The organism is Stratiformator vulcanicus (assembly GCF_007744515.1).
GTDB lineage: Bacteria > Planctomycetota > Planctomycetia > Planctomycetales > Planctomycetaceae > Stratiformator > Stratiformator vulcanicus.
The window spans coordinates 1,183,271-1,204,304 of sequence record NZ_CP036268.1 but is presented as its reverse complement, the minus strand read 5'-3'; the positions used below and the strand labels follow the sequence as shown (position 1 = coordinate 1,204,304).

Below are 21,034 nucleotides of genomic sequence, written 5' to 3'. Positions count from 1 at the left end.
ACTCTTCCTATTCCCGTCCTCAGTATGACGATCGGCTGCCGCCTGTAAGGCCGGCGATCCTATGTCAAGAGAGAACTATTAATGGTGGCCCGCCGATTCCGGCGGATTAAGAATCAAACTACTGGGACCGTGATAAATATCCGTCAGGCCGCATCGCAAGTTTCGAGATGAGCCGTATCGCTAGCGTCGGATGCTGCCCTCTTTTCAAACCCGATCGATTCCTTGATCAAGAAGACCGGCCTCCCCTTCACCTGTTCATGGATTCTACCAACGTATTCACTGACGATTCCGAGAGTGAGAAGATTGAGGCTTCCGATAAAGGTCACGAGAATGGCTAGCGAGGTATATCCGGGTACCGGCGTTGACGTGACCATCCATTTTGCAACCGCCCAGACCCCATAGAGCATCGAGCTAAACATGCAGATGACGCCGAAGACATGACTCACCCGTAACGGCAGAAGCGAGAAAGAGAAGACCGCATCGAGGCCCATGTTGAACATGCGCGTTAGCGAATAGCTTGACGAACCCGCAAAGCGAGGCGGCGCGTCGTAATCCACAGCCGCTTTTCGAAATCCGGCCCAGTGGACCAGCCCCCGATAGAACAGCCAGCGCTCGCTGAAACGATTCAGGGCATCAACAGCGACGCGATCCATCAGACGGAAGTCAGCCGTTCCGGGTTCAAACGATACCTCCGAAATGCGATTGATTGCCCTGTAAAAGAGGGACGAAAGTGCCTCCTTAAATCGAGTACGTCCTTCCTGCCGCCGCCAAGCCTCAAATTCGTATTCTCGACAAAGCGGAAACACAGGCCGATCTCGGCGAGTTTCCGCACTACATGCTTAAAGAAATCTTCGAGCAGCCGCGGACCATCGAGAACGCCATGCGCGGCCGCATCGATCAGGATGAAGCGACCGCGAAGTTCGGCGGGCTTAATCTCTCAGTGCAACAACTGCGAAGCGTCGATCGGATCGTCCTGACCGCCTGCGGCACGAGCTGGCACGCCGGCCTCGTCGGGGAGTACCTGATCGAAGAGTTCGCCCGCATTCCGGTCGAAGTCGAATACGCCAGCGAACTGCGTTACCGCAACCCGCCGCTGAATGACCACACGATGGTCTTCTCGATCACGCAGAGCGGCGAAACCGCCGACACCCTCGCCGCGATGCGGGAATGCCGTCGCAAAGGTCTGCCGTCGCTTTCAATCTGCAACGTTGTCGGCAGCACGATCGCCCGCGAAGCCGATGGCGGAATCTATCTGCATGCCGGACCGGAGATCGGTGTCGCCAGCACCAAGGCCTTTACGTCACAGGTCACGGTTCTGACGCTGCTGGCCCTGTACCTCGGGCGTATGCGTCACGTCTCCTACCCGTCGGGCCAACGCCTGCTGCGGCAACTGGCGGCAATTCCTGAGAAGGTTGAAGCGACACTGGCCTGTAATGCCGCGGTTGAAGAGGTCGCCAAGAAGTACTTCACCTGCCGCAACTTCTTGTACCTCGGCCGGCTCTATAACTTCCCCGTCGCCCTTGAAGGCGCTTTGAAGCTCAAAGAGATCAGCTACATCCATGCCGAGGGCTACCCCGCCGCCGAGATGAAGCACGGACCGATCGCGCTGGTCGACGAACAGACCCCGAGCGTGTTCGTTGTGCCGCGGGGACACATTTATCCGAAGGTCATCAGCAATATTGAAGAAGTCAAAGCCCGCGGCGGCCCGGTCATCGCGATCGCCTGCGAAGGGGATGACAAAATCGCCGAATTGGCCGATGACGTAATCTTCGTGCCCGACGTCGAAGAGTACCTCCAACCGCTCGTCACCTCGGTCCCGCTGCAACTGCTCGCCTACCACATCGCCGTCTTAAGAGGCTGCGACGTCGACCGCCCACGGAATTTGGCGAAGAGCGTCACGGTGGAGTGATTGCCAATTAGCGTCACCACGAGCAGAACGGCAGATCTCGTCACGACATGCTCGAGCAGCGGCTCTCAGCCGCCCGCGCCAGGTGCTGAGTCACGAAGTGTTGCAGAACACTCGATGTTGATTTCGGGGGGAGGGTCAAAACTGACCGACATCTCCGTCCCCCGGTAGCAAATCAAGTCGACCGCCACGAAGCCCGGTCGTTCTAAGAGTTCAAACTGGATCGGCTCTCCCGCGAACAAACCGGGTTGCGGCTCGATCAGGACAGCCCGCGATCCGGCCGACAACAGGAAGCGATCGCCCTCGAGCCGCCGGCCCGAAACACCCTCGCCACGCAGTTCATAGCGGATGCGAAGGTCGTTGAGACTGAATGCCCCGTCTTCGGGTCGATCGAGCGAGGGATGCCACGCACCACGGTCGGGAAGCGCAACGAAGCGGGAGACGACGCGAACTTCCATCTGTTCGTTGATGACGCCCATAGACGCGAAGTCGCGACCGTCTTTCAAGCAGCGTAACCGGAAGACCACTGCGGGATCCTGCCCGGTCCGCCAATACCCAATGACCGGCTTCCGCTGCGTCCAGAATGAAGAGCGACTCACCTCGTCAAAACCGTCTGCGCCGTCAACGACATCAAGAACGCAGGTTTATAGTGGGATGCGTATTAGGCGGCTGCTTGACTGTGCGACCGGATCACCTTCGCCGAAACACTCACAGAGGTGATATGCGATGGAAGATCCTTGGTAACAACACGGCCCCCACCGAACACACTCGATTCGACGATTGTTTTTCGGGTATGACCCTGCAGCCTATCACGAAAAATATTTTCGCGTTGATCAGAAGTTTCGTGCTAGACAGCACGGCGGGGCAACATGAGCGCTGCTTGAGATTCGACAGGCTGATCGACTGTCGCACCGGTGTTTATGATTGGAAAAGTCCCGAATTCGGGAGCGATATTGATGACGGCACCAGTCATTACGGCAATTCCCAGGCCCATGATCGCACTTGGCGAAACTTGGGCGGCCGGACTGATTGCGTTTACAAGTTCGTATCGAGCGTCATGCGCTCGAGCGGCGAGCTTTACCCTTACCGAATTCGATCCGATAGGACGAACGTTTTGGCAGTCTTCTTTGCGAAAAAATTCAAAACATAGTTTGGCATGCCCCCCGGCGCCGTCCACTACATCTCGTCGTTCATGCCGCAACTCTTTCCCAGGCCGAAGATTCCGGCCGAGCAAAGAAGAGATTGACTGAGTCTATCGATTCCAGGTCTGTCATTGAGGCGTCGAATAGACTTCCGTCCTGCTCGTTAATTACTTTATAGATCTGCCCTGCCTCCGCGAAGGCGTCGAACCAGTCTGTTGACTCTTGACCCGCACGACGCAGGTGCGAGGGACCGTATTCGACGATTATGGCCACGTCGCGATTCTTTGCGATGACGCCTGAGGCTCCTCGCAAAGTTGACAGTTCCGCCCCCCCGACATCGACCTTGATAAAGTCCACTCGGTCAGTACTACCGAGAACATCATCTAGCTTTAAGGTTTTGGCATTAATAGATTTGTTTGAGGCAGCCTCAACCGGGAACAGCGAGTCGTGCCCACATGTGTCGCCGAAGTGAAGCGTGCGTTCTCCGTCACTGTCCGAAGCTGCTGCCTCGTAGAGTTCAACAGCTTGATTAATTCTGTTCAGTTGAACTGTGGCTTCAAGTAGCGAAAAAGTCCGCGGAGATGGTTCGAACGAAAATATACGTCCGGCGGTTCTCAAAACCGTAGCGGCGGCAAGTGTATGGATTCCAATATTCGCGCCAACATCGACGAAGGTATCGGTGGGACGCAGATACCTTTCGATGACGCGACGGGTTCCACACTCAAGTTCTCAATTCTCAAGAAGACATGCTATTAATTGAGAATCTTTTGAGTCACAGAACAAGTAACCGACTGCGGTCCGCACGAGCAAGCCGTCGTCACCGCAATTGATCACGAACCGTTGCGCCGTCGCTTGCGCGTACGCTTCAACCTGACTGAGGTGCCGAAGACTGATTTCCTGACGATTTTCGACTTGATCAAATCGGTGACTCATGCCGCGGATGCTTCCGCTGATATTCTGCACTGTCTCCATCAGCTCAGCATGTTCGCGTCGCAATTCGGCCCGCAATTCTCCGAAGAGTTGCCAGCGGAGGCGAGTGAGAACCGGCAAAACGAAAGGTCGGCTCAGACGTTTCGTCACTCTTTAGGGATGACGTAGCAGGTTCTTTGTGCGGCTTCGGATTGCATGACTAAATCGTTGCAACCGAGGCGATTTCTCGGCAGCAGAGGCCGTCTGCGACTGATGCGGCGGTCCGTTTGGGTGACCCGCATCTGGCAGCACAGCATGGCTCGTGTGGAATTGGGAGTTCGCGGTGTGGCTGGCGGCTTTCAACGTGGCATCAGGCGCTACGCCGCCCGTGTGGTTGTGGTTCATAATTCACCCGTACCGTCAACGCTGGTTTCGATGTTTTGCGACAGCAGAGAGAGTTGCTGCGGCGACAAAGATTCAATTGCTGTTGCAAGCCAATCCGATCTCGCGACTTGCTATCACTCGCTCAAAAATGCGTTACGATCGGAGCGCTTATACGAATTCGCCTATGACAGGGTTTGTGACGTGCGATGTGTAGGCGCACGAAGAGTCTTGGAGGGAGGCGAAGGACCAACAATGGCCCGGAATTTCGATGCTTTTCTCCCGTGTAGACCACAACCGCCGGAACTTAGTTTCCATTTTTGCAGCAATCCCCCGGTCATCGCGGGCGTCACGGACGGCGCCATCCTTTGGCGGCTATCCTGACTGCGAACGTTTGTGCGACGCTCTGCGGTATTTCGGTCGATCGCAAAATGCATCCCTGCTTAGCCGCCGGAAGCTGGGGCGTGCCCAGTTTCACCCGTCAGCCGCTGAGAATTTAAGGGGGTCGCGAACTGATGGTGGTGTTAGAATCAGAGGCCTTGGAGGCAGGATTGGTCCGCTGGGTTCGGGAGGCTGTCGGGCGTGACCTAGGTAAACGATCGCGGGGAGACCGCGATTACCGTCGCGGTCGACGGATAGGCGTGCACGGCACGTGGGAGCACTGACCTGCCCCTTCAACTTGACGCCAGATGCTGGATTAGGCTCCGCGGCGATTGGCATCCAAAACAGAGGGGGCATGCGATGCCGCGGAAACGATTGGCGACTGAGCAAATCAATAGCCACCTACGTGGGGCCGAACGGCTGCTCGCACGAAGCACGGCCATCGCTCTGGCCTCTCATCGCTCGGGCGAGTTCTTCAAGCCAGCGAGCCTAACGGCCATGATCTCATCTTGCTTTGGGAATTCGTCGATAGCCGCGGTATTCAGGCCAAGACGTACGCAGCTCCGCGAAAAAACTGATTGGCTAATGGAAACTCGGACAAGAGGTGCCAGAGTATCGCGACGGAAATCGCGGTAAAATACTGCGATCAGCAACTATCATGGATGATCCAGAGTGGCTCGATCGTCATATTCATGAACGACTCCTGCGCTAACAAACAGGAGTCCGGACTCACTCAATGCTCGCCAAACTGCTCCGAGAATCGATGCGAACATCACTGATCCTGTTGCTGTGCCTGATTTTAGGGCTGACGACTCCTGAATTTGTCGACGCCGCCGAGCCCACATTCGAGGGTGAAGTCGTGCCTTTCCTGAAGCAGCACTGCTACCAGTGTCATGATGCTCGGGAAGCGCAAGCGGGCCTCAGAATCGACAGCCTGGGAGCCGATTTCTCGGTCGCCAAAGCCCCGGAAATGTGGCGGGAAGTTATCGACCGCATCAACATTGGCGACATGCCACCCGAGGATCATCCTCGCCCCGATCCGGCCGAAGCATTCGCCGTCGTCGAGTGGGTCGGTGATCGTCTTCGGCAGGCGGAACGTGAAGCGCGAAGTTCCGGGGGCCGGATCGTAATGCGGCGGCTCAACCGCGAAGAGTATGCGAATACGGTCGGCGATCTGTTGAGCCTGGATGCCAATTTCGTGGCGAAAATTAAGGAAGAACTTCCCGCAGACGGTAAAGCTGAAGGCTTCGATCGCCTGTCTTCCGCGCTGTTCTACGACCAAACCCAACTCGACTCCTACCTGCGAGTTGCCGAAATGATCGCCGAGAAGGCGATTCAAGGTCAGCCACCTGCGACGCAGAAACTTGTCTGGAATGCCAAGAAACGACCCTCAAAGCCAACAGAAGCGGTTTATCAGGGAGCCAAGCACAAGGTTCCGTTAGGAGCCGATTATTACAAGGTTCGTGACGGTGGGTTCGAAGTTTGGAATGGCGTCCCCTACGGCAAGCGCGGCGGAGACTTTAAAAATATCCCACCGGGCCCAGCTCCAAATTTGTCGAATATCGTCACCGAAGACGGCTACTATCGTATTCGGGTTCACGGCGGAAGTTTTGCGGGGGAGCGGGGCGACCCGATTCAATTGATGCTGGTCTATGCGGCCAACAGTCCTCTGCAATCGGTTCACTACATTGATGTTAAAGGTAGTTTAAGAGAACCGGCGGTCGCAGAGAAACTCGTGTTCCTGAAAGCGGGCCAACCGGGACAGAAAACCGCCGTAAGCGTGAAGTGGAACGGGTTGCAAAATGTTCGCATCCGCAATCCGGAGTTAGCAGGTCTGGAACGTAGCCGCAAAAAACTATTCAATGCCCGCCGGAAAGCGGTACTCGCCAAAGATAAGGTCGCGTCTGAACGGCTCCGCAAAGAGTTGGACAAGGTCTTGGAGAAGTTGAACACGTTCTCCGGACCGAGTTATCTCCACAACGAGCAGTACGATCTCGCCACCGTTCCGCGACTATTTCTGAGCCGAATTGAATTCGAAGGCCCGGTGGCCGAGCAATGGCCGCCCGCTAGTCATCAAGCACTGGCGATTACTCAATCGCTACCTGAACGAGAGCCGGACATTCGTCGAATGTTCGCACGGCTACTCCCCGTAGCCTACCGTCGGCCCGTCGAGCGCGGCGAGGTCGACCGGATTGTTCAGTTAATTGTGTCGGCTCGCCAAGACCATGGACTCTCAACTATTGAAGCCCTGCGGATGGGACTAACGGCAGTCTTTGCGTCGCCGGCATTTACATATTTCCATGAGGTTCAATTGCCCCCCGCCACCAACGGCTTGCGATCGTTGGACGACTTTGAATTGGCAAGTCGATTGTCCTATTTTCTTTGGAGTTCGATGCCGGACGAAGAGTTGCTCCGCCTCGCGGAACGAAAAGAGCTAAGTTCGCCACGCATTCTCCGCCGGCAAGTCGAACGCATGCTGGGCGACCCGAAAGCCCGACGGTTCGTGATCGGCTTCGCCGGCCAATGGCTGAGCGTCGACCAGTTCGGTAGCGTCATGCCGGCAAACGAGTACAAGAGTTACGATCCGGAACTTGAGGCGGCGAGCATCGAGGAACCGCTATCGTTCTTCGAGCACGTCCTTAACAAAGACCTTCCAATCACTCACTTTCTTAATTCTGATTTTCTCGTCATTAACGAACGGCTCGCAACGCATTACGGTATCGAGGGCGTCACTGGTGAAGAGTTCCGTCCCGTGCGGTTGCGCCCCGACCATCATCGCGGCGGTGTATTAGGTATGGCAGGGCTGCTCACATTGCTTTCAGACGGTACGCGTACCCTGCCGGTCCGCCGCGCCGCTTGGGTGCGGGAGAACCTCTTTAATGATCCGCCGCCGCCACCGCCGCCGAACGCGGGTGAGATTCAGCCCAATGTCAAAGGCAATGACCTCTCCGTTCGCGAACGCCTCGCCCAACACCGAAACGAGCCAACCTGTGCGAGTTGTCACGCTAAACTTGATCCGTACGGCCTCGCCCTTGAGAATTACGACGCCATTGGGGCATGGCGAACGAAGCAAAACGGAGAGGGAATTCGTGAGAATCGCGCCCCCGTCATTGACCCCAGCGGCACTTTGAAATCGGGGCGCTCGTTCCGCGATTTGGAAGGCTACAAAGCGGCCTTACTGGCAGAACGTGAAACGTTCGCTACCGCGTTTGCCGAGAAACTATTGACCTATGCGCTATGCCGACCGATCGGCTTTGCCGACGAAAAAACAGTAAACAAAATTGTCTCAGAGACGAAGTTAAACGACTACCGCCTTCATTCGGTAATTCAAGCAATCATCGCATCCGAACCGTTTCAAACGAAGTGAAAGTGATTAAATCGATAGGCCACCTTCACGAATCGGCTAGTGCCGCGTGATGTTGTTCTCAACCAGAACTTTTTGATTGCGCTGCAAACTTCTTTGTTTAAACATGCCAATCGCTTTAAGAGTATTAAGGTCAATTACATGCCTCCCCTGAACCGCCACTCGCTTTCCCGTCGTACAATGCTTCGCGGAACCGGAGTCGCCGTCGCGCTGCCTTGGCTCGAATCGATGTCGTCAATGTCACGCTCCGTCGTGAACGCCGGCGAAATTGCCGAGCACGAGCGGCCGCGCCGGTCAGTTTTTTCGATGTGGGGTTTGGGCCTGAACGGCCGAGACTTCACTCCGACTCAAACGGGAAAAAACTGGGAAGAGACGACAATCCTCAAGCCGCTGTCTCACCTGCGCGACGACTTTACGATCGTCAGCGGACTGAAGCTGACGCACTCCGGGGGGCACGGTGGAGACCGCACGTTCTTAACGGGAACATCGACCCACGATGCTGGTTCCGAACTGCGTATTTCCTGTGATCAGGAACTCGCGGAGGTCGTCGGCAATGACACTCGATTTAGATCTCTTGTTTTGGGAATTAATCGGGGAACGAGCTTTGGCAACCCGCAGGACAACACGCTTTCTTGGACGCGAAGCGGAACTCCAATTCCCGCCGAGAACCGCCCTGATGTAATTTTTGATCGCCTCTTCCGGTCCGAAAACGCAGAGCAAATTGCCGCGCGTAAAGCCGGTTCCGCCCGCACCGCCAGTGTCCTTGATGCGGTGCGGGACGAAGCGACGCGATTGAATAATCGCCTCGGGCAGGCTGATCAACGAAAACTGGATCAATATTTTACATCGATCCGTGACCTTGAGCACTCCATGGCCGAAGACTTGGCGTGGCTCGACCGGCCGAAACCCGAGGTCGAACCGGTCGATTTCGGCGAAGACTTGCAAGCACTCGATCCGCAGCGCCAAAAGAAGTCGACCTTCGACTATCGCCGCTATCAACGCCTGATGTACGACGTCATCACGCTCGCGTTTCAAACGGACAGCACACGGGTCATCAGCTATATGGCTCGTAAAGACCTCCGTGACGGAACTTACGCCTACGGCACGATGGGCTGCCCGTACGGATACCATGAAATGACGCATCACGGCGAAGACCCCGACAAGCTCAGGTGGCTCACCAAGGTCGATACGTGGTACAGCGAAGAATGGGCTTACTTCATTGAGAAACTTAAGGGCGTTCCCGAAGGAAGCGGCTCGCTACTCGATCACACGATGCTGGTTTGGGGCAGCAGTGGCGGCACAAGAAACGCCCACAATCGAACCTGGCTACCGACGATGCTCGTCGGCGGGCACAAACTCGGCGTCCGCCATCAGGGGCACATAATTAAAGAAGACGACTATTTCGGCAATCTTTGGCAGACAATGTTCGGCTTCATGGGCGCGCCCATCCCACAAGATTTCCAAGGCGGCGAAGCCGACGGCGTGATTAGAGAATTGGTTTGACTCGATCGGCTACGGGCAGTGAGCCTGAAGCCGCGACGTCGTCTTGGCGGAGGCTATTTGGGCCCTTTGTCGCGTTGCGAATTCGCATGAGGCGACAGTTGATCGCATCTTGCCCAGACTCAATATGCCAAAGATCGCAGGTCTCCACAGTCGCAAGAGCAACCCTGATCGTTATGTAAGCGAAAGCCGTCTCGGTGTCACGTTTCCGTCGATTCATCTTAATTGCTGCTTACAATACAGGGCCGAGCATTGCGATCGAATTGTTCCAGAAACGCCGGCGGACCGACCACGTGGCGACCATTTCAGCGGTTACCTCGTGCGACTGACGGAGGAATGACTCTTGTCGCGAGTGCAAATCGGAGGTCAGGTTCTGGTCATTGAGCAAGATATTATTTTCATAATTTAATTCGAAGCTGCGGCGATCCAAATTAGCGGAACCGATAAGCGACCAATTGCCATCCAGCGTGAGCGTTTTGGCATGCAGCAAGCCGGCCTCGTACTCGAAAATGCGGACTCCCGCAGCCAGTAATTCGGCGTAGTAACTTCGGCTCGCAGCGCCGACGACGAACGAGTCATTTCTCGCCGGAAAAATGATCGTCGTCTTTATGCCTCTGCGACCTGCGGCACAGAGTGCGGCCTGCATGGATTCATCGGGCACATAGTAAGGAGTCGTAATAAACAATTCTTTCCGGGCGGCGTACATCAGAGTCTCAAACATTTCCGGCATGGCTGAGAATCGAACCGTCGGGCCGGTCGCGATCACCTGTGCCGCGAAACCGGGCTCACCCTCATGCAGCGGCTCTCGGAGCAATTCATCGAGATTCTCGTCAACGTGCGCCATCCAGTCGCTGGCGAAGACGTGTTGATTTTGCCTCGCGATCGGGCCCTCGAAACGAATCATCGTGTCGACCCAAGGCGCGAACTTCGCCTTAACTCGAAATTCCGGGTCCGCACAGTTCTGGCTTCCGCAATACGTGATATGGTTGTCTACGACCAAGATCTTGCGGTGATTCCGCAGGTCGATTCGTCCTCGCACCGGAGTTAGCAGTGGGTTCGAAAGGGGCAACGCGACGGCCAATTTGATACCGGCCTGGTGCATCTTGGCCCAGTATGTCGATGCAATCATTTTTCGTGACCCGAGTCCGTCTGCCATCACCCGACATGTGACACCGCGGGCAGCAGCCCGCTGAAGTGCTCGAACCATCGCCAGGCCATTTTCATCGGTTAGCCAGATGTAGAAAATTAAGTGAACGTGACGCGTCGCGGCATCGATATCAGCAGTCATCGCCGCGATGGTGGCATTCGAATCGGGCAAGAGCTTTCCCGTGTTTCCCCCGACGGGGTCGAATCCGTTGACGGTTCGTCCGAGTCGAAACAGGTGGTTGCGATCTTCGGACCCAACGGGTTCGGACAATACGGGCCGAAGCCATTCGGCGTCCGAACCAAGTGGCGTCGGGGCGGGCATCCCGGCGAGGACTTCTCGCATCCGTGCCACCCTGCGGCGTCCGATGTTCGTCTCTCCCACCAAGAAGTACGCGATCATGCCCAGCACCGGCATCACCAGGATGACCACTGCCCACGCCATCCTCGATGCGGGTTCTCGGTGCGGACGCAAAATCACCCTCGCGACCACGGCAAGATGGACAAGGAAAAGCAACGCCGTCCAGAGGAAGGTGACAAGAGCACTGATTGGCATACGGTCGATCACGCGTATCGGCGAGGAATAAAGACCTATTTGAATCCTTACACACCATCGAGTTTCGTGCTAGTTAGCTCCGTATTGGTGCTTCGGGCCCTTTGAGGGAACGGCTCTTCCCTTGACCTTTCTCGAATGAATATCCGTCGATAACTCCCGAACACAACTTCGGGAAAGCGTTTGATTTCTCACTTTTGAACCGGTTGGCGAAGCCAATGCTGCCATACTTGATGAGTCGTCGGCGATTGCCGGTGGCGAGCGCCATGTTCGACGAGCCGACTAAGGACTGGTGGGGCATGGTCATTGGCCGTGTTCGGCGGTATCTGCTGAGCATGACCTTTTCATGTGTGAGCGGCATGTTAAATTGGTAACGGGCTGCCCCCGTTTCGTACGAGTCAGACCCATCCCCGCCGAAGTCTTGCCGTGCTAAACAGGCGCCGCATCCTCAAAGTGGCCCGTCCTGTAGCTCTGAAGTCTTCGAACCTGGCAGGTCAACCATGAAAGCAGTCCTTCCGATTGTAATCGTGATACTGCTAATCCCTGACTGCGTTCGAGCAGAGCCGTTCGATCCCGAGGGATTCCGACAGCAGGTCGTGCCGTTCGTATCGCGGCACTGCTTAGATTGCCACAACGCCGAAGAAGCCGAGGGCGAACTGAATCTTTCCCGGTTCGCCAAAGTGGATGATTTACTCGACAATCGAAAAGTCTGGGAGAACGTCCTTGGCCAATTGAAGGCCGGGGCCATGCCCCCGGATGGAATGCCGCGACCGGAAGCCGAGCAGCTCAACGCCGTCGTCCGCTGGCTCGATCTGGCGGTCGTGTATGTCGACCCGACGCAGCCGGCCGATCCGGGAAGAGTGACGGTCCGGCGACTGAATCGCACCGAATACAATAATACAATTCGCGATCTGTTTGGCGTCTCGCTGCCGCTGGCGGATGAGTTTCCCGAAGATGACGTCGGCTACGGCTTTGACAATATCGGGGACGTGCTCAGCGTCTCGCCGTTGCGAATGGAGCAATACCTCAATGCCGCCGAGAAACTGACGGCGATGCTTCGCGGCTACTCGGACCAACCGGTGTATGACGAGTTCATCGAAGCCGGGCATTTAAGATTCAATGGCGTTCGACCGCGCAACAGCAGTGATCGCGGTCGAGAACTGGTGCCGGGGACGGAGCTGTATTCGGTGTTCGAGCTCCCTTTGCCGGGAGAGTACGAGGTGACGATTAACGCCTGGGGCGATGAGCATCCGATCGAAAAGGACCGTAAACAGAACGAGCGCTGGCTGGAGGCCGAGTCAAAGTTTCGGATCGACCCCGACGCGAAGCCGGTTGTCGAGGCGACGCTGCTGTGCGAGGACCGAGCCATTGGTCATGTGCCGGTGCTGCCCGGCAATGCCACGACATCGCTTAAGCAGAGCTATTCACTGCGATTCACGGCGCAGGCGGGCGAGCACGTCATCCGTATTCGGCATCGGTTCCCGCGAGAGATGAACCAGGAGCAAGTCGCCTCGCATCTAAAGAAGCCGCTGCTGGCTCCGCGACTCGGACTGCGACAAGTGCAGGTCCGCGGCCCGATTCAAATCGGCGATGCGAAACTGACGCCGGCTCATCGAGCGTTTGTGACAGCCGGGTCGAGCGACTCGATGTCAGGCCGCGAAGCGGCCCGCAATGTGTTACGCAAGATCGCCGATCGCGCGTGGCGGCGTCCACTCAGCGAAGCGGAACTGGATCAACTCGTTGGCTTTTTCGAGCAACAGGTTCGCGCCGGTGAATCGTTCGATCGCGCCCTCGAACTCACGCTGCAGAGCATTCTTATTTCACCACGTTTCTTAATGCTCTACGAGCCATCGTTCAATGCGGGCGGCGACTCTTCAGAGGTTAAGCCAGGTCAAGCGGCCGAGCCGATCGATGCGTTTTCGCTCGCGTCGCGGCTATCTTATTTCTTGTGGAGCAGCATGCCGGACGAAGAACTGTTTGAACTGGCGAGGACAGGACAATTAAGCCGCCCGGACGTGCTCGCGCAGCAGGCCGATCGTCTGCTGCGAGATAAACGAAGCGACGCGATGATCGACGGCTTCTTCGGTCAGTGGCTCGAGTTGCGAAAGCTGTCGGGTGCTTCGTTCGACCAGAATTTGTTCCCGCAATACAGCACGGAGTTAAAAGACAACCTGCGTCAGGAAACACTGCTCTTTGTCGAATCGCTGGTGCGCGAGAACCGGCCCGCGCTGGAATTGCTCGTCGCCGATTACTCATTCCTCAACGGGCGACTGGCCCGCTTCTACGGCATTGACGGGATTGGTAGAAAATCTGATTTTCAGCGTGTGTCGCTAAAGGGTTCGCAGCGCCAGGGAGTGCTCACACATGGCAGCCTGCTTATGCTCACTTCGTATCCGAATCGAACATCTCCCACGCGACGCGGGAACTGGATTCTCGAAGCGATCCTGGGCGAAGAGCCGCCTCCGCCTCCGGCAAATGTCCCCGAGTTGGAACGCACGCAAGCCGCCGCGCCCGATCTTTCGCTTCGCGAACAGTTGGAACAGCACCGGGTGAACCCGTCGTGCGTGTCATGTCATCGCACGATGGATGCGATCGGCTTCGGCTTTGAGAACTTCGACGCCATCGGCCGCTGGCGAGATCACGACAAGGACCGCCCGATTGACTCGGCGGGCGACCTGCCTTCCGGTGAATCGTTTCAATCATCGCGGGAATTGATCGCGATTCTTTCCAAGCGGGAGGAAGACTTCGTGCGGCACCTCTCGGGTAAATTACTAACTTTCGCAATCGGCCGCGGCGTCGAGTATTATGACCGAGTCGCACTCGACGAGATCGTGCAGCGGACCAAGCCCCGCAGCCACCGGTTTCAAGACCTCATCCGAGAGGTCGTCCTGAGCCGACCATTCCGCATGAGGGGCACGACTCATGCCCGCTGAGGGCCACTGCCGGAGGGAGCAACCATGAAACCAATTCCCCGACGAACTCTGCTTCGCGGTCTCGGTGCCGCGATGAGTCTGCCGTTCCTCGACGCGATGCTGCCCAGAGGGCGCGCGGCCGAATCAGTCCGACCGCCGCTGCGCCTGGCTTGGGTCTATTTTCCGAACGGCATGGTGCGCGAATTCTGGACCCCACAGGGCGAAGGACGCGACTTTCAGTTCAATAAGACCAACGCCCCGCTGGCCGACGTCCGCGAACACGTCACGCTCATTTCGAATCTCGCGCACGATAAAGCACGTGGCAACGGGGATGGTGCCGGAGAGCACGCGCGGGAAGGCGCGACGTTTCTTACCGCCGTGCAGGCCAAGAAAACCGGTGGTAAGGACATTCATCTGGGCGTCTCGATCGACCAACTCCTCGCGCGGCAGATCGGTCGACACACACGGCTGCCCTCGGTGGAACTCGGCACGGAGCCGAACCGCAAAGGAGGCCGTTGCGATTCGGGCTATAGCTGCATTTACATGTCGAACATCTCCTGGCGCAGCCCCACGCAGCCGAGCGGCGTTGAGATTAATCCGCGGCGGGCTTTTGATCGCCTCTTCGGTGCGTCGGGCGCAGAGGGGGAACGCGTCCGTCAACGTGCGGCGTCGCGACAAAGCGTATTGGACTTCGTTGCCGAAGATGCCCGGCGGCTGCAACGCCGAGTGGGAACGACCGACCGTCGCAAACTCGACGAGTTCTTTGAAAGCGTCCGTGCGGTGGAGCGGCAGATCGGCCAGATGTCTCGCCTGCCGCCGATTAATGTCCCGCCAGAAAGTCGGCCCGACGGCGAATCGGCCGACTTCGTCACGAACACTCGCCTGATGTACGACCTACTGGCGCTGGCCTTTCAAACCGACGCAACGCGAGTCATGACATTCATGCTCGCGAACTCGCAAACGAACCGCGCCTACGAAAACCTCGGTGTGAAATCGGGCCATCATCAACTGACCCACAGCACGGGTCAGGAAGCGGACATTCAAAAGATCGACGAATTCACCGTCGCCGAGTATGCCCGCTTCGTTGCCCGACTTGGAAACATTCCTGAAGGGGACGGCACGTTGCTCGACAGCTGCCTGGTGACGCTCGGCAGCGGGATGGGCGACGGCCGCAAGCACGATCACGGCCGGATTCCGTGTGTGATCGCCGGCCACGCTCGCGGTGCGATTCAAGGTGGCCGGCACGTGCAACTTGCCGCCAATACGCCGATGGCAAACCTGTTCGTCACCACGGCGCAGCTTGCGGGAGTACCACTCGACGAATTCGGCGACAGCACCGGACCACTACCGGAACTGCTGAATTCATAACGGTTCGCAATCGCAGAGAACTTAGAAACGGCACCATTATGCTTGAAGTCTTTCTCAGCACGCGAGCCTGTTGCGGCAGGTCTCTCTATCGCAGGTCGAAACGCAAAATGGCTGCTCAGGCTCTTTTGTTGGCGGGGATCGCTCTATCGCAACTCGCTTTCATGAATTCACTTATGGCCGAGCAAGCGGCCCGTCCGAACGTCATTTTGGTCATGACCGACGACCAGGGGTGGGGCGACTTCGGCGCGACCGGTAACGAATTAATCCGAACGCCAAACCTGGATGAATTCGCGACGTCCGGAGCGTGGATGACCGATTTTTACGTCAGCCCGGTTTGCACTCCGACACGGGCCTCTTTAATGACCGGTCGTTGGAATTTTCGGACGAAAGCGATCGACACTTACCTCGGCCGGGCCATGATGGACACCGACGAGGTCACGATCGCCGAACTACTGCGGGACGCCGGCTACGCGACCGGGATTTTCGGCAAGTGGCACTTGGGCGACAACTATCCTCTCCGGCCGATGGATCAAGGATTTGGTGAGTCGCTCGTCCACCGCGGTGGCGGACTGGCACAACCCGGTGATCCGATCGAAAATGAAGGCCGGTATACTGACCCCGTTTTAGTAAATAATGGGGTACTCACCCCAACGAACGGATATTGCACCGACGTTTATTTCAATTCCGCGACCGACTTCATTCGCAAGTCGGTCGAAGCAGACCGACCGTTCTTCACGTACATCGCGACGAATGCCCCGCATGGGCCGTACTATGACGTCCCGAAGGGCTGGCTCGACTATTACCAGACGGTCGATATGACTTCGATCATGAAGTACTGGAGCGCCGAGCGGCATAAGAACCGAGAGGCCGAGCACGAGAAACTCCGCCGGATCGCCGCAATGATTTCCAACGTCGATGAGAATTTCGGCCGTTTGCTGCAACGGCTCGATCGACTTGGGGTCGCCGACAATACATTAATTATCTTCTTAACTGACAACGGCCCCAATACGATGCGATACGCGGGTCCGTTTCGTGGCATGAAGAGTGATACTTTCGAGGGTGGCGTCAGGACTGTCATGTGGCTGCGTTGGCCGGAGCGAATTCGGCCGGGCATCAAGTCGGACGCCCCGACGGCGCATGTTGATGTGCTGCCTACAATTTTGGAGGCGGCAGGAATTGAAAAGCCGGATGCCCTGGCGCTGGACGGCCGCAGTTTCCTGCCAATTGTGGAGGGGCGAGATTCCGAGTTTGACTTCAACTCCCGCCCCATCGCGCTCCAATGGCACCGCGGCGACGAACCCCAAATGTACAATCACTTCTTAATCCGAAAGGGCCGTTGGAAATTGCTGAACCCCGACAGATTCCGGGGCAATTCTCCTTCTTTAGACCAAATCCCGCTGCGGTTGCACGATCTCAAAGAGGACCCCGGTGAAACAAGGAACCTGATCGAAAACCATCCGGAGATCGCCAATGAATTGAGAGCGGACTATGAAGAATGGTTTAGCGATGTCTCTTCAACGCGTGACGAGAATTATGCGCCGCCGAGGATCGTGATCGATCTGAAACGAGAATCTCCGGTGACATTAACCCGTCAAGATTGGCGCGACGCCGGATGGCAAAAATTCGATCGTGGACGTTGGGTCGTTGACATTAAAGACGGCGGCCCGTTTGACGTTCTCGTCACTTACTCGCCGAGTGAGACTGATCGAGCCGTCGAAATCACGGTCGACGGTGAGACGATTGCCCAAGCGACAACGGACCGGGCGCGGCCGAATCGGGAGTGGAACCAAGTCACGCTTAAAGGCGTTGAACTTCCTACTGGCAAACATAGCTTGGCTGCCGCGATCGTGGGAGAAAACGGCACGAATCCCCACGGCGTATTCCAGATGCAATTTTCGACATCTCCCGAACACTAAATTTCCGGGAGATTGAATCTCCGGGGCACTAAGTTTCCGGGGCACTGAGCCGAGATCGGTGCCGAGATAGGTTCGGTCATGCACTGCGATTGCGTGTTACTCCACGCACTACAAAATCGGCGAAAACATGCGGCAGACGTTTTCGCCCATGACGCGTGTCTTCGATCGTTTCGTCCATTCCGCAAGATCAATCCGCTTGGCGTTTTTGATATCGGACTTGAAATCGCGGTCGAGCTGTTCGGCCTGCCGGTCATCAAAAATAGCGACCGAGGCTTCGAAATTAAGCAGCAGGCTCCGATTGTCGAGATTGGCGCTGCCGACGATCGAATATTGCCCATCAACCGTCATCGTCTTGGCGTGTAGCGCACCTCGTTGATACTCGTAAATTTCGACTCCGGCTTCGAGCAGTGAGTCGTAATACGACCGGCCCGCCCACATCGTATAGAAGTACGTCGACGTCCCCGGAACCATTAAGGCGACGCGAACGCCGCGGTAAGCCGCCGCTTCGAGCGATCGAACGATGGCGAACGGGGGAACGAAATAGCCGGTCGTAATTAAGATTCGCGAACGTGCTTCGTTGATCGCCGCGAACATGACGGTTCGAATCGCGTTCGCTTCGTTGGTCGGCTGCCCCGAAAGCATTTGCACGGTGTCGGTGCCGTTGCCAGAAGGCTCCGGATAATACTGCCGGTCCGAAAGTGCTTCTTCGGTCGCGTAATACCAGTCTTCGGCAAAAATCTGCTGTAGGTGAGAAACGACCGGGCCTTCCAACCGTAAGTGCGTATCGCGCCAGTATCCGCGCTTCTCGGTGATTCCCAAGTACTCGTCACCGATATTCATACCGCCGGTGAAACCGACCTTCCCGTCGCAGATCACGATCTTGCGATGGTTGCGGAGGTTAATGCTCCAGTGCCCGAACAGGCCCGATCCCGGCGCGGTTGAAGCAACGCGAATACCGGCCGAGCGCATGGGGCGAAAGAATTCTCGTCCCGGAAACGACGAACCCAACGCATCGTAAAGGAATCGGACCGTTACCCCCTGCTTGGCCTTTTCGACAAGCAGATCACGGACGCGGGTGCCGGTGGCGTCCTGCTTCCACATATAAAACTGTAGGTGAATCGATTTTTCGGCACGATGAATCGCCTGCTCAATTAATCCCAACGCTTGATTCGTATCGCTAAGGATCTGCGCCGAATTACCATTTGTGGCAGGGTAGCGGCCCACGTTGGTCGCGACGGTCATCAACGTGCGATCGATCTCCTGAGATGATTCAGCCGCGAAAACGCGGTCAACGGTAATGACCGGCAGCGTCTGCTTAAACTCTCGATCGGACTCCTGCCTCATCGCGAGTCGCCGATCGACGCGATTGACACCGAACATTAAGAACAGCAGAGCACCGAAAATCGGAACGAAGACGATGGCCATGATCCAGGCCACCGTCGCGCCGGGATTCTCCTTTCGCGTCAACAGGACCCAGCGGATCAACAGGAGCGTCAGCAAATAACCGAAAACGGTGACGCCGAGCGCGGTCCACGAAGTCTCTTCCCACAATTGGGCGGGCGGGGGCACGAAGGGGATCACAGGCTGTGTGGTCGCTTTGGCTATTTCGATTCGATCGATGCGCTTTGCCGATTGGCGAAGCGATCGAGCAGCAAGATAACAGCAAATCCGGCGATGGCCCCACCGAGCGCGATCCACGTGGTGGCATCGCCGAACTCCGGCATGACCAGTTCATATCTTTTATGGCCCAGCTTTTCGATGTCGGGAGTCAGGTCGACCTGAAACGGCCACAGCCGACGAAGCGATCCGATCATCAGGCCGGTGAGAGCGGCCATCGTGACGGCATAGTAATGCTCGAGAAGCCAGCGCAGTAATTTACTGAAGGACAGGATTCCGACAACGATTCCTGCTCCGAACGCTGCGAGCGAAGCAATCGCGCTGCCGGTGACATCCCCGGCCCGAATGCCGTTCAGCATTTCGAGCACGGTGCCGTAAGCACCGAGGACGAGCAGCAGATAGGAGCCACTGATCCCGGGAAGAATCATCGCCGTAATTGCGATCGCCCCGCACACGAACAGATAGGCCGGATGACTTGGCGGATCGGACAGGAACGGCAGCCCGACCAGAACGAAGGCGGTGACTGCCGCCGCGGCAGCAATGCCCGCCCGGCTCCATGTCCACGCCGTGACCATGCGACCGACGAGAACGGCTGAGCCGACGATCAGACCAAAGAACGTGGCGAAGGTCGGTTCTCGTTGGTCGGTCAACAGATACTCGATCACGCCTGATAAACTCAGGATTCCGACGCCGATTCCCAGCACAAGCGGAATCAACAGCATCAGGTCGAGATATTTCGCGGCGCCGACGACGTCGAGCCGGAGAATCATCCGGATTAACGTTCCGTCGACCCGGCTGACGGCGCGAACCAAGCGGTCATAAATTCCCACGATCAGCGCGACGGTACCCCCGGAGACGCCGGGGATGATATCGGCACCGCCCATCAGAATGCCGCGTCCGAAATGAGCCGCGCTCGATTTCGCTAGCGCAACAACATCGGACCCTGCTGAGGCGGCGCCCGATTCTGCTTCTGAGGTATGATCGGTTGGCGTTGCCTTGTCGTCTTCCATGACGGTTGACACAGTAGTTTGTTCCGTGAGGTGGACTTGGTACTCCCTGCGATCGTGGATCGTACCGGGTTCGCTCGATCGGGGCGAGCCGGATCGTGCAGGCGATGACACGATCACGGACTCATGCCCTCGGATTACTTTCCCATCACACAGAAGCACTGCGGATGGTTGTCCAAACATCCTCGGCGATTGTCGTCTCTCGGGATATCCGGTGGCAATACGCGGCGTCTGAGCTGGCCTCCGCCGGCTCGCAGTGCTCGATGACACTCAGCAAGGGTCATTGCTCGTGAAAGGACCGGGATTCCGCCACGCCCTCGATGTACGCCGGCACTGGCGGTGCCCGGAGTGCGGGCGGGAAGAGTTTCGGGACGGCGACGTTCAACAATTGCGTTGTGGCGATCACCGCCACCCCGATGTCTTTTGCGAACTGGTCAAAGAACTGGGGAAGACCAGATCACCCTTCGACCATGTCGCGCATGAAGCCAAGAAACGGATTGCCGCGGTCGTCGGCTCCGACCACATGGACGAATCGGGACACCCGACGCCCTCCGAGCCGGATCAAGCACCGGCATCTGAAGAGAAAGATTCAGAGCCGGAAACGGTTGAGACCGCCGAGGTTGTGCCCGCGGCCGAGCCGCAAACCGAATCGAACGACGACTCGGCGAAATCGCATCTCTCGTCGCTAGCGGGTGACGTCACGTCCGAAAATCGACCGGACGAAGCCGCTGCTCCGGCTGAGGTAGAGTTGAAGGAATCTGAAACCGGCAGTTCCGAATCGGTCGAGGCAGAACGGGAGTCGACGATCGATCCAAAGCAAGGACCGTCGGAGGACGAGACTTCAAATTCTGAAAAACGACCGCCTCGAAAACGCCGTCGCCGATCAAATCGGAAGCGGAAGAAAAAGCCGGCGGGCGAGTCGGGCCAATGAGCGG

Annotated in this window: 13 protein-coding genes and 1 pseudogene; 7 read left to right on the top strand and 7 right to left on the bottom strand. The window is 57.1% G+C overall.

Annotated features, from left to right (window positions below; translation table 11 throughout):
• Window positions 1-143: 143 nt before the first annotated feature.
• Window positions 144-653, bottom strand: a complete 510-nt coding sequence (locus tag Pan189_RS04605) for a hypothetical protein (protein WP_145362787.1) — start codon at window positions 651-653, stop codon at window positions 144-146.
• 125 nt (window positions 654-778) lie between these two features.
• Here Pan189_RS04605 and glmS point away from each other — a divergent pair.
• A pseudogene (gene glmS / locus Pan189_RS04600) lies at window positions 779-1,909 on the top strand (glutamine--fructose-6-phosphate transaminase (isomerizing)); the annotation flags it as partial.
• 65 nt (window positions 1,910-1,974) lie between these two features.
• Here the strand turns inward: glmS and Pan189_RS04595 are convergent.
• From Pan189_RS04595 to Pan189_RS04585, 3 genes are all read right to left on the bottom strand, one after another.
• Complete coding sequence (locus Pan189_RS04595; protein WP_145362786.1) at window positions 1,975-2,505, bottom strand: hypothetical protein; 531 nt, start codon at window positions 2,503-2,505, stop codon at window positions 1,975-1,977.
• 591 nt (window positions 2,506-3,096) lie between these two features.
• On the bottom strand, window positions 3,097-3,738 hold the full coding sequence (locus tag Pan189_RS04590) for an FkbM family methyltransferase (protein ID WP_445785726.1): 642 nt from the start codon (window positions 3,736-3,738) through the stop codon (window positions 3,097-3,099).
• 39 nt (window positions 3,739-3,777) lie between these two features.
• Window positions 3,778-4,098 (bottom strand): hypothetical protein, encoded by a 321-nt coding sequence (locus tag Pan189_RS04585; protein WP_145362784.1) that lies wholly within the window; start codon window positions 4,096-4,098, stop codon window positions 3,778-3,780.
• 1,357 nt (window positions 4,099-5,455) lie between these two features.
• Between Pan189_RS04585 and Pan189_RS04580 the strand changes: the two genes are divergently transcribed.
• Together Pan189_RS04580 and Pan189_RS04575 are read left to right on the top strand one after the other, a co-directional pair.
• A complete protein-coding gene (locus tag Pan189_RS04580; RefSeq protein ID WP_145362783.1) occupies window positions 5,456-8,086 on the top strand; it encodes a DUF1592 domain-containing protein in 2,631 nt (876 codons plus the stop codon).
• Between the two features lie 39 nt (window positions 8,087-8,125).
• Window positions 8,126-9,586, top strand: a complete 1,461-nt coding sequence (locus Pan189_RS04575) for a DUF1552 domain-containing protein (RefSeq protein WP_145362782.1) — start codon at window positions 8,126-8,128, stop codon at window positions 9,584-9,586.
• A gap of 229 nt (window positions 9,587-9,815) precedes the next feature.
• On the opposite strand, the gene cls (Pan189_RS04570) is transcribed toward Pan189_RS04575, so the two are convergent.
• Window positions 9,816-11,282 (bottom strand): cardiolipin synthase, encoded by a 1,467-nt coding sequence (gene cls, locus Pan189_RS04570; RefSeq protein WP_145362781.1) that lies wholly within the window; start codon window positions 11,280-11,282, stop codon window positions 9,816-9,818.
• A gap of 497 nt (window positions 11,283-11,779) precedes the next feature.
• Here cls (Pan189_RS04570) and Pan189_RS04565 point away from each other — a divergent pair, with 497 nt between their 5' ends.
• The 3 genes from Pan189_RS04565 (at window position 11,780) to Pan189_RS04555 (ending at window position 17,475) form a co-directional block, all read left to right on the top strand.
• Window positions 11,780-14,212, top strand: coding sequence for a DUF1592 domain-containing protein (locus Pan189_RS04565; protein ID WP_145362780.1), 2,433 nt, complete (start codon window positions 11,780-11,782; stop codon window positions 14,210-14,212).
• Between the two features lie 24 nt (window positions 14,213-14,236).
• The gene (locus Pan189_RS04560; protein WP_145362779.1) at window positions 14,237-15,559 is read left to right on the top strand and encodes a DUF1552 domain-containing protein; all 1,323 of its coding nucleotides are present in this window, start codon (window positions 14,237-14,239) and stop codon (window positions 15,557-15,559) included.
• A gap of 161 nt (window positions 15,560-15,720) precedes the next feature.
• On the top strand, window positions 15,721-17,475 hold the full coding sequence (locus Pan189_RS04555; protein WP_310821082.1) for an arylsulfatase: 1,755 nt from the start codon (window positions 15,721-15,723) through the stop codon (window positions 17,473-17,475).
• A gap of 108 nt (window positions 17,476-17,583) precedes the next feature.
• Here Pan189_RS04555 and cls (Pan189_RS04550) read toward each other — a convergent pair whose 3' ends face one another.
• Both cls (Pan189_RS04550) and Pan189_RS04545 read right to left on the bottom strand, forming a co-directional pair.
• Window positions 17,584-19,044: a cardiolipin synthase gene (gene cls, locus Pan189_RS04550; protein ID WP_310821081.1), complete on the bottom strand. Its 1,461-nt coding sequence runs from the start codon at window positions 19,042-19,044 to the stop codon at window positions 17,584-17,586.
• 32 nt (window positions 19,045-19,076) lie between these two features.
• Window positions 19,077-20,114 (bottom strand): DUF368 domain-containing protein, encoded by a 1,038-nt coding sequence (locus tag Pan189_RS04545; RefSeq protein WP_310821080.1) that lies wholly within the window; start codon window positions 20,112-20,114, stop codon window positions 19,077-19,079.
• 241 nt (window positions 20,115-20,355) lie between these two features.
• Between Pan189_RS04545 and Pan189_RS04540 the strand changes: the two genes are divergently transcribed.
• Complete coding sequence (locus tag Pan189_RS04540; RefSeq protein WP_310821079.1) at window positions 20,356-21,030, top strand: hypothetical protein; 675 nt, start codon at window positions 20,356-20,358, stop codon at window positions 21,028-21,030.
• Window positions 21,031-21,034 lie beyond the last annotated feature (4 nt).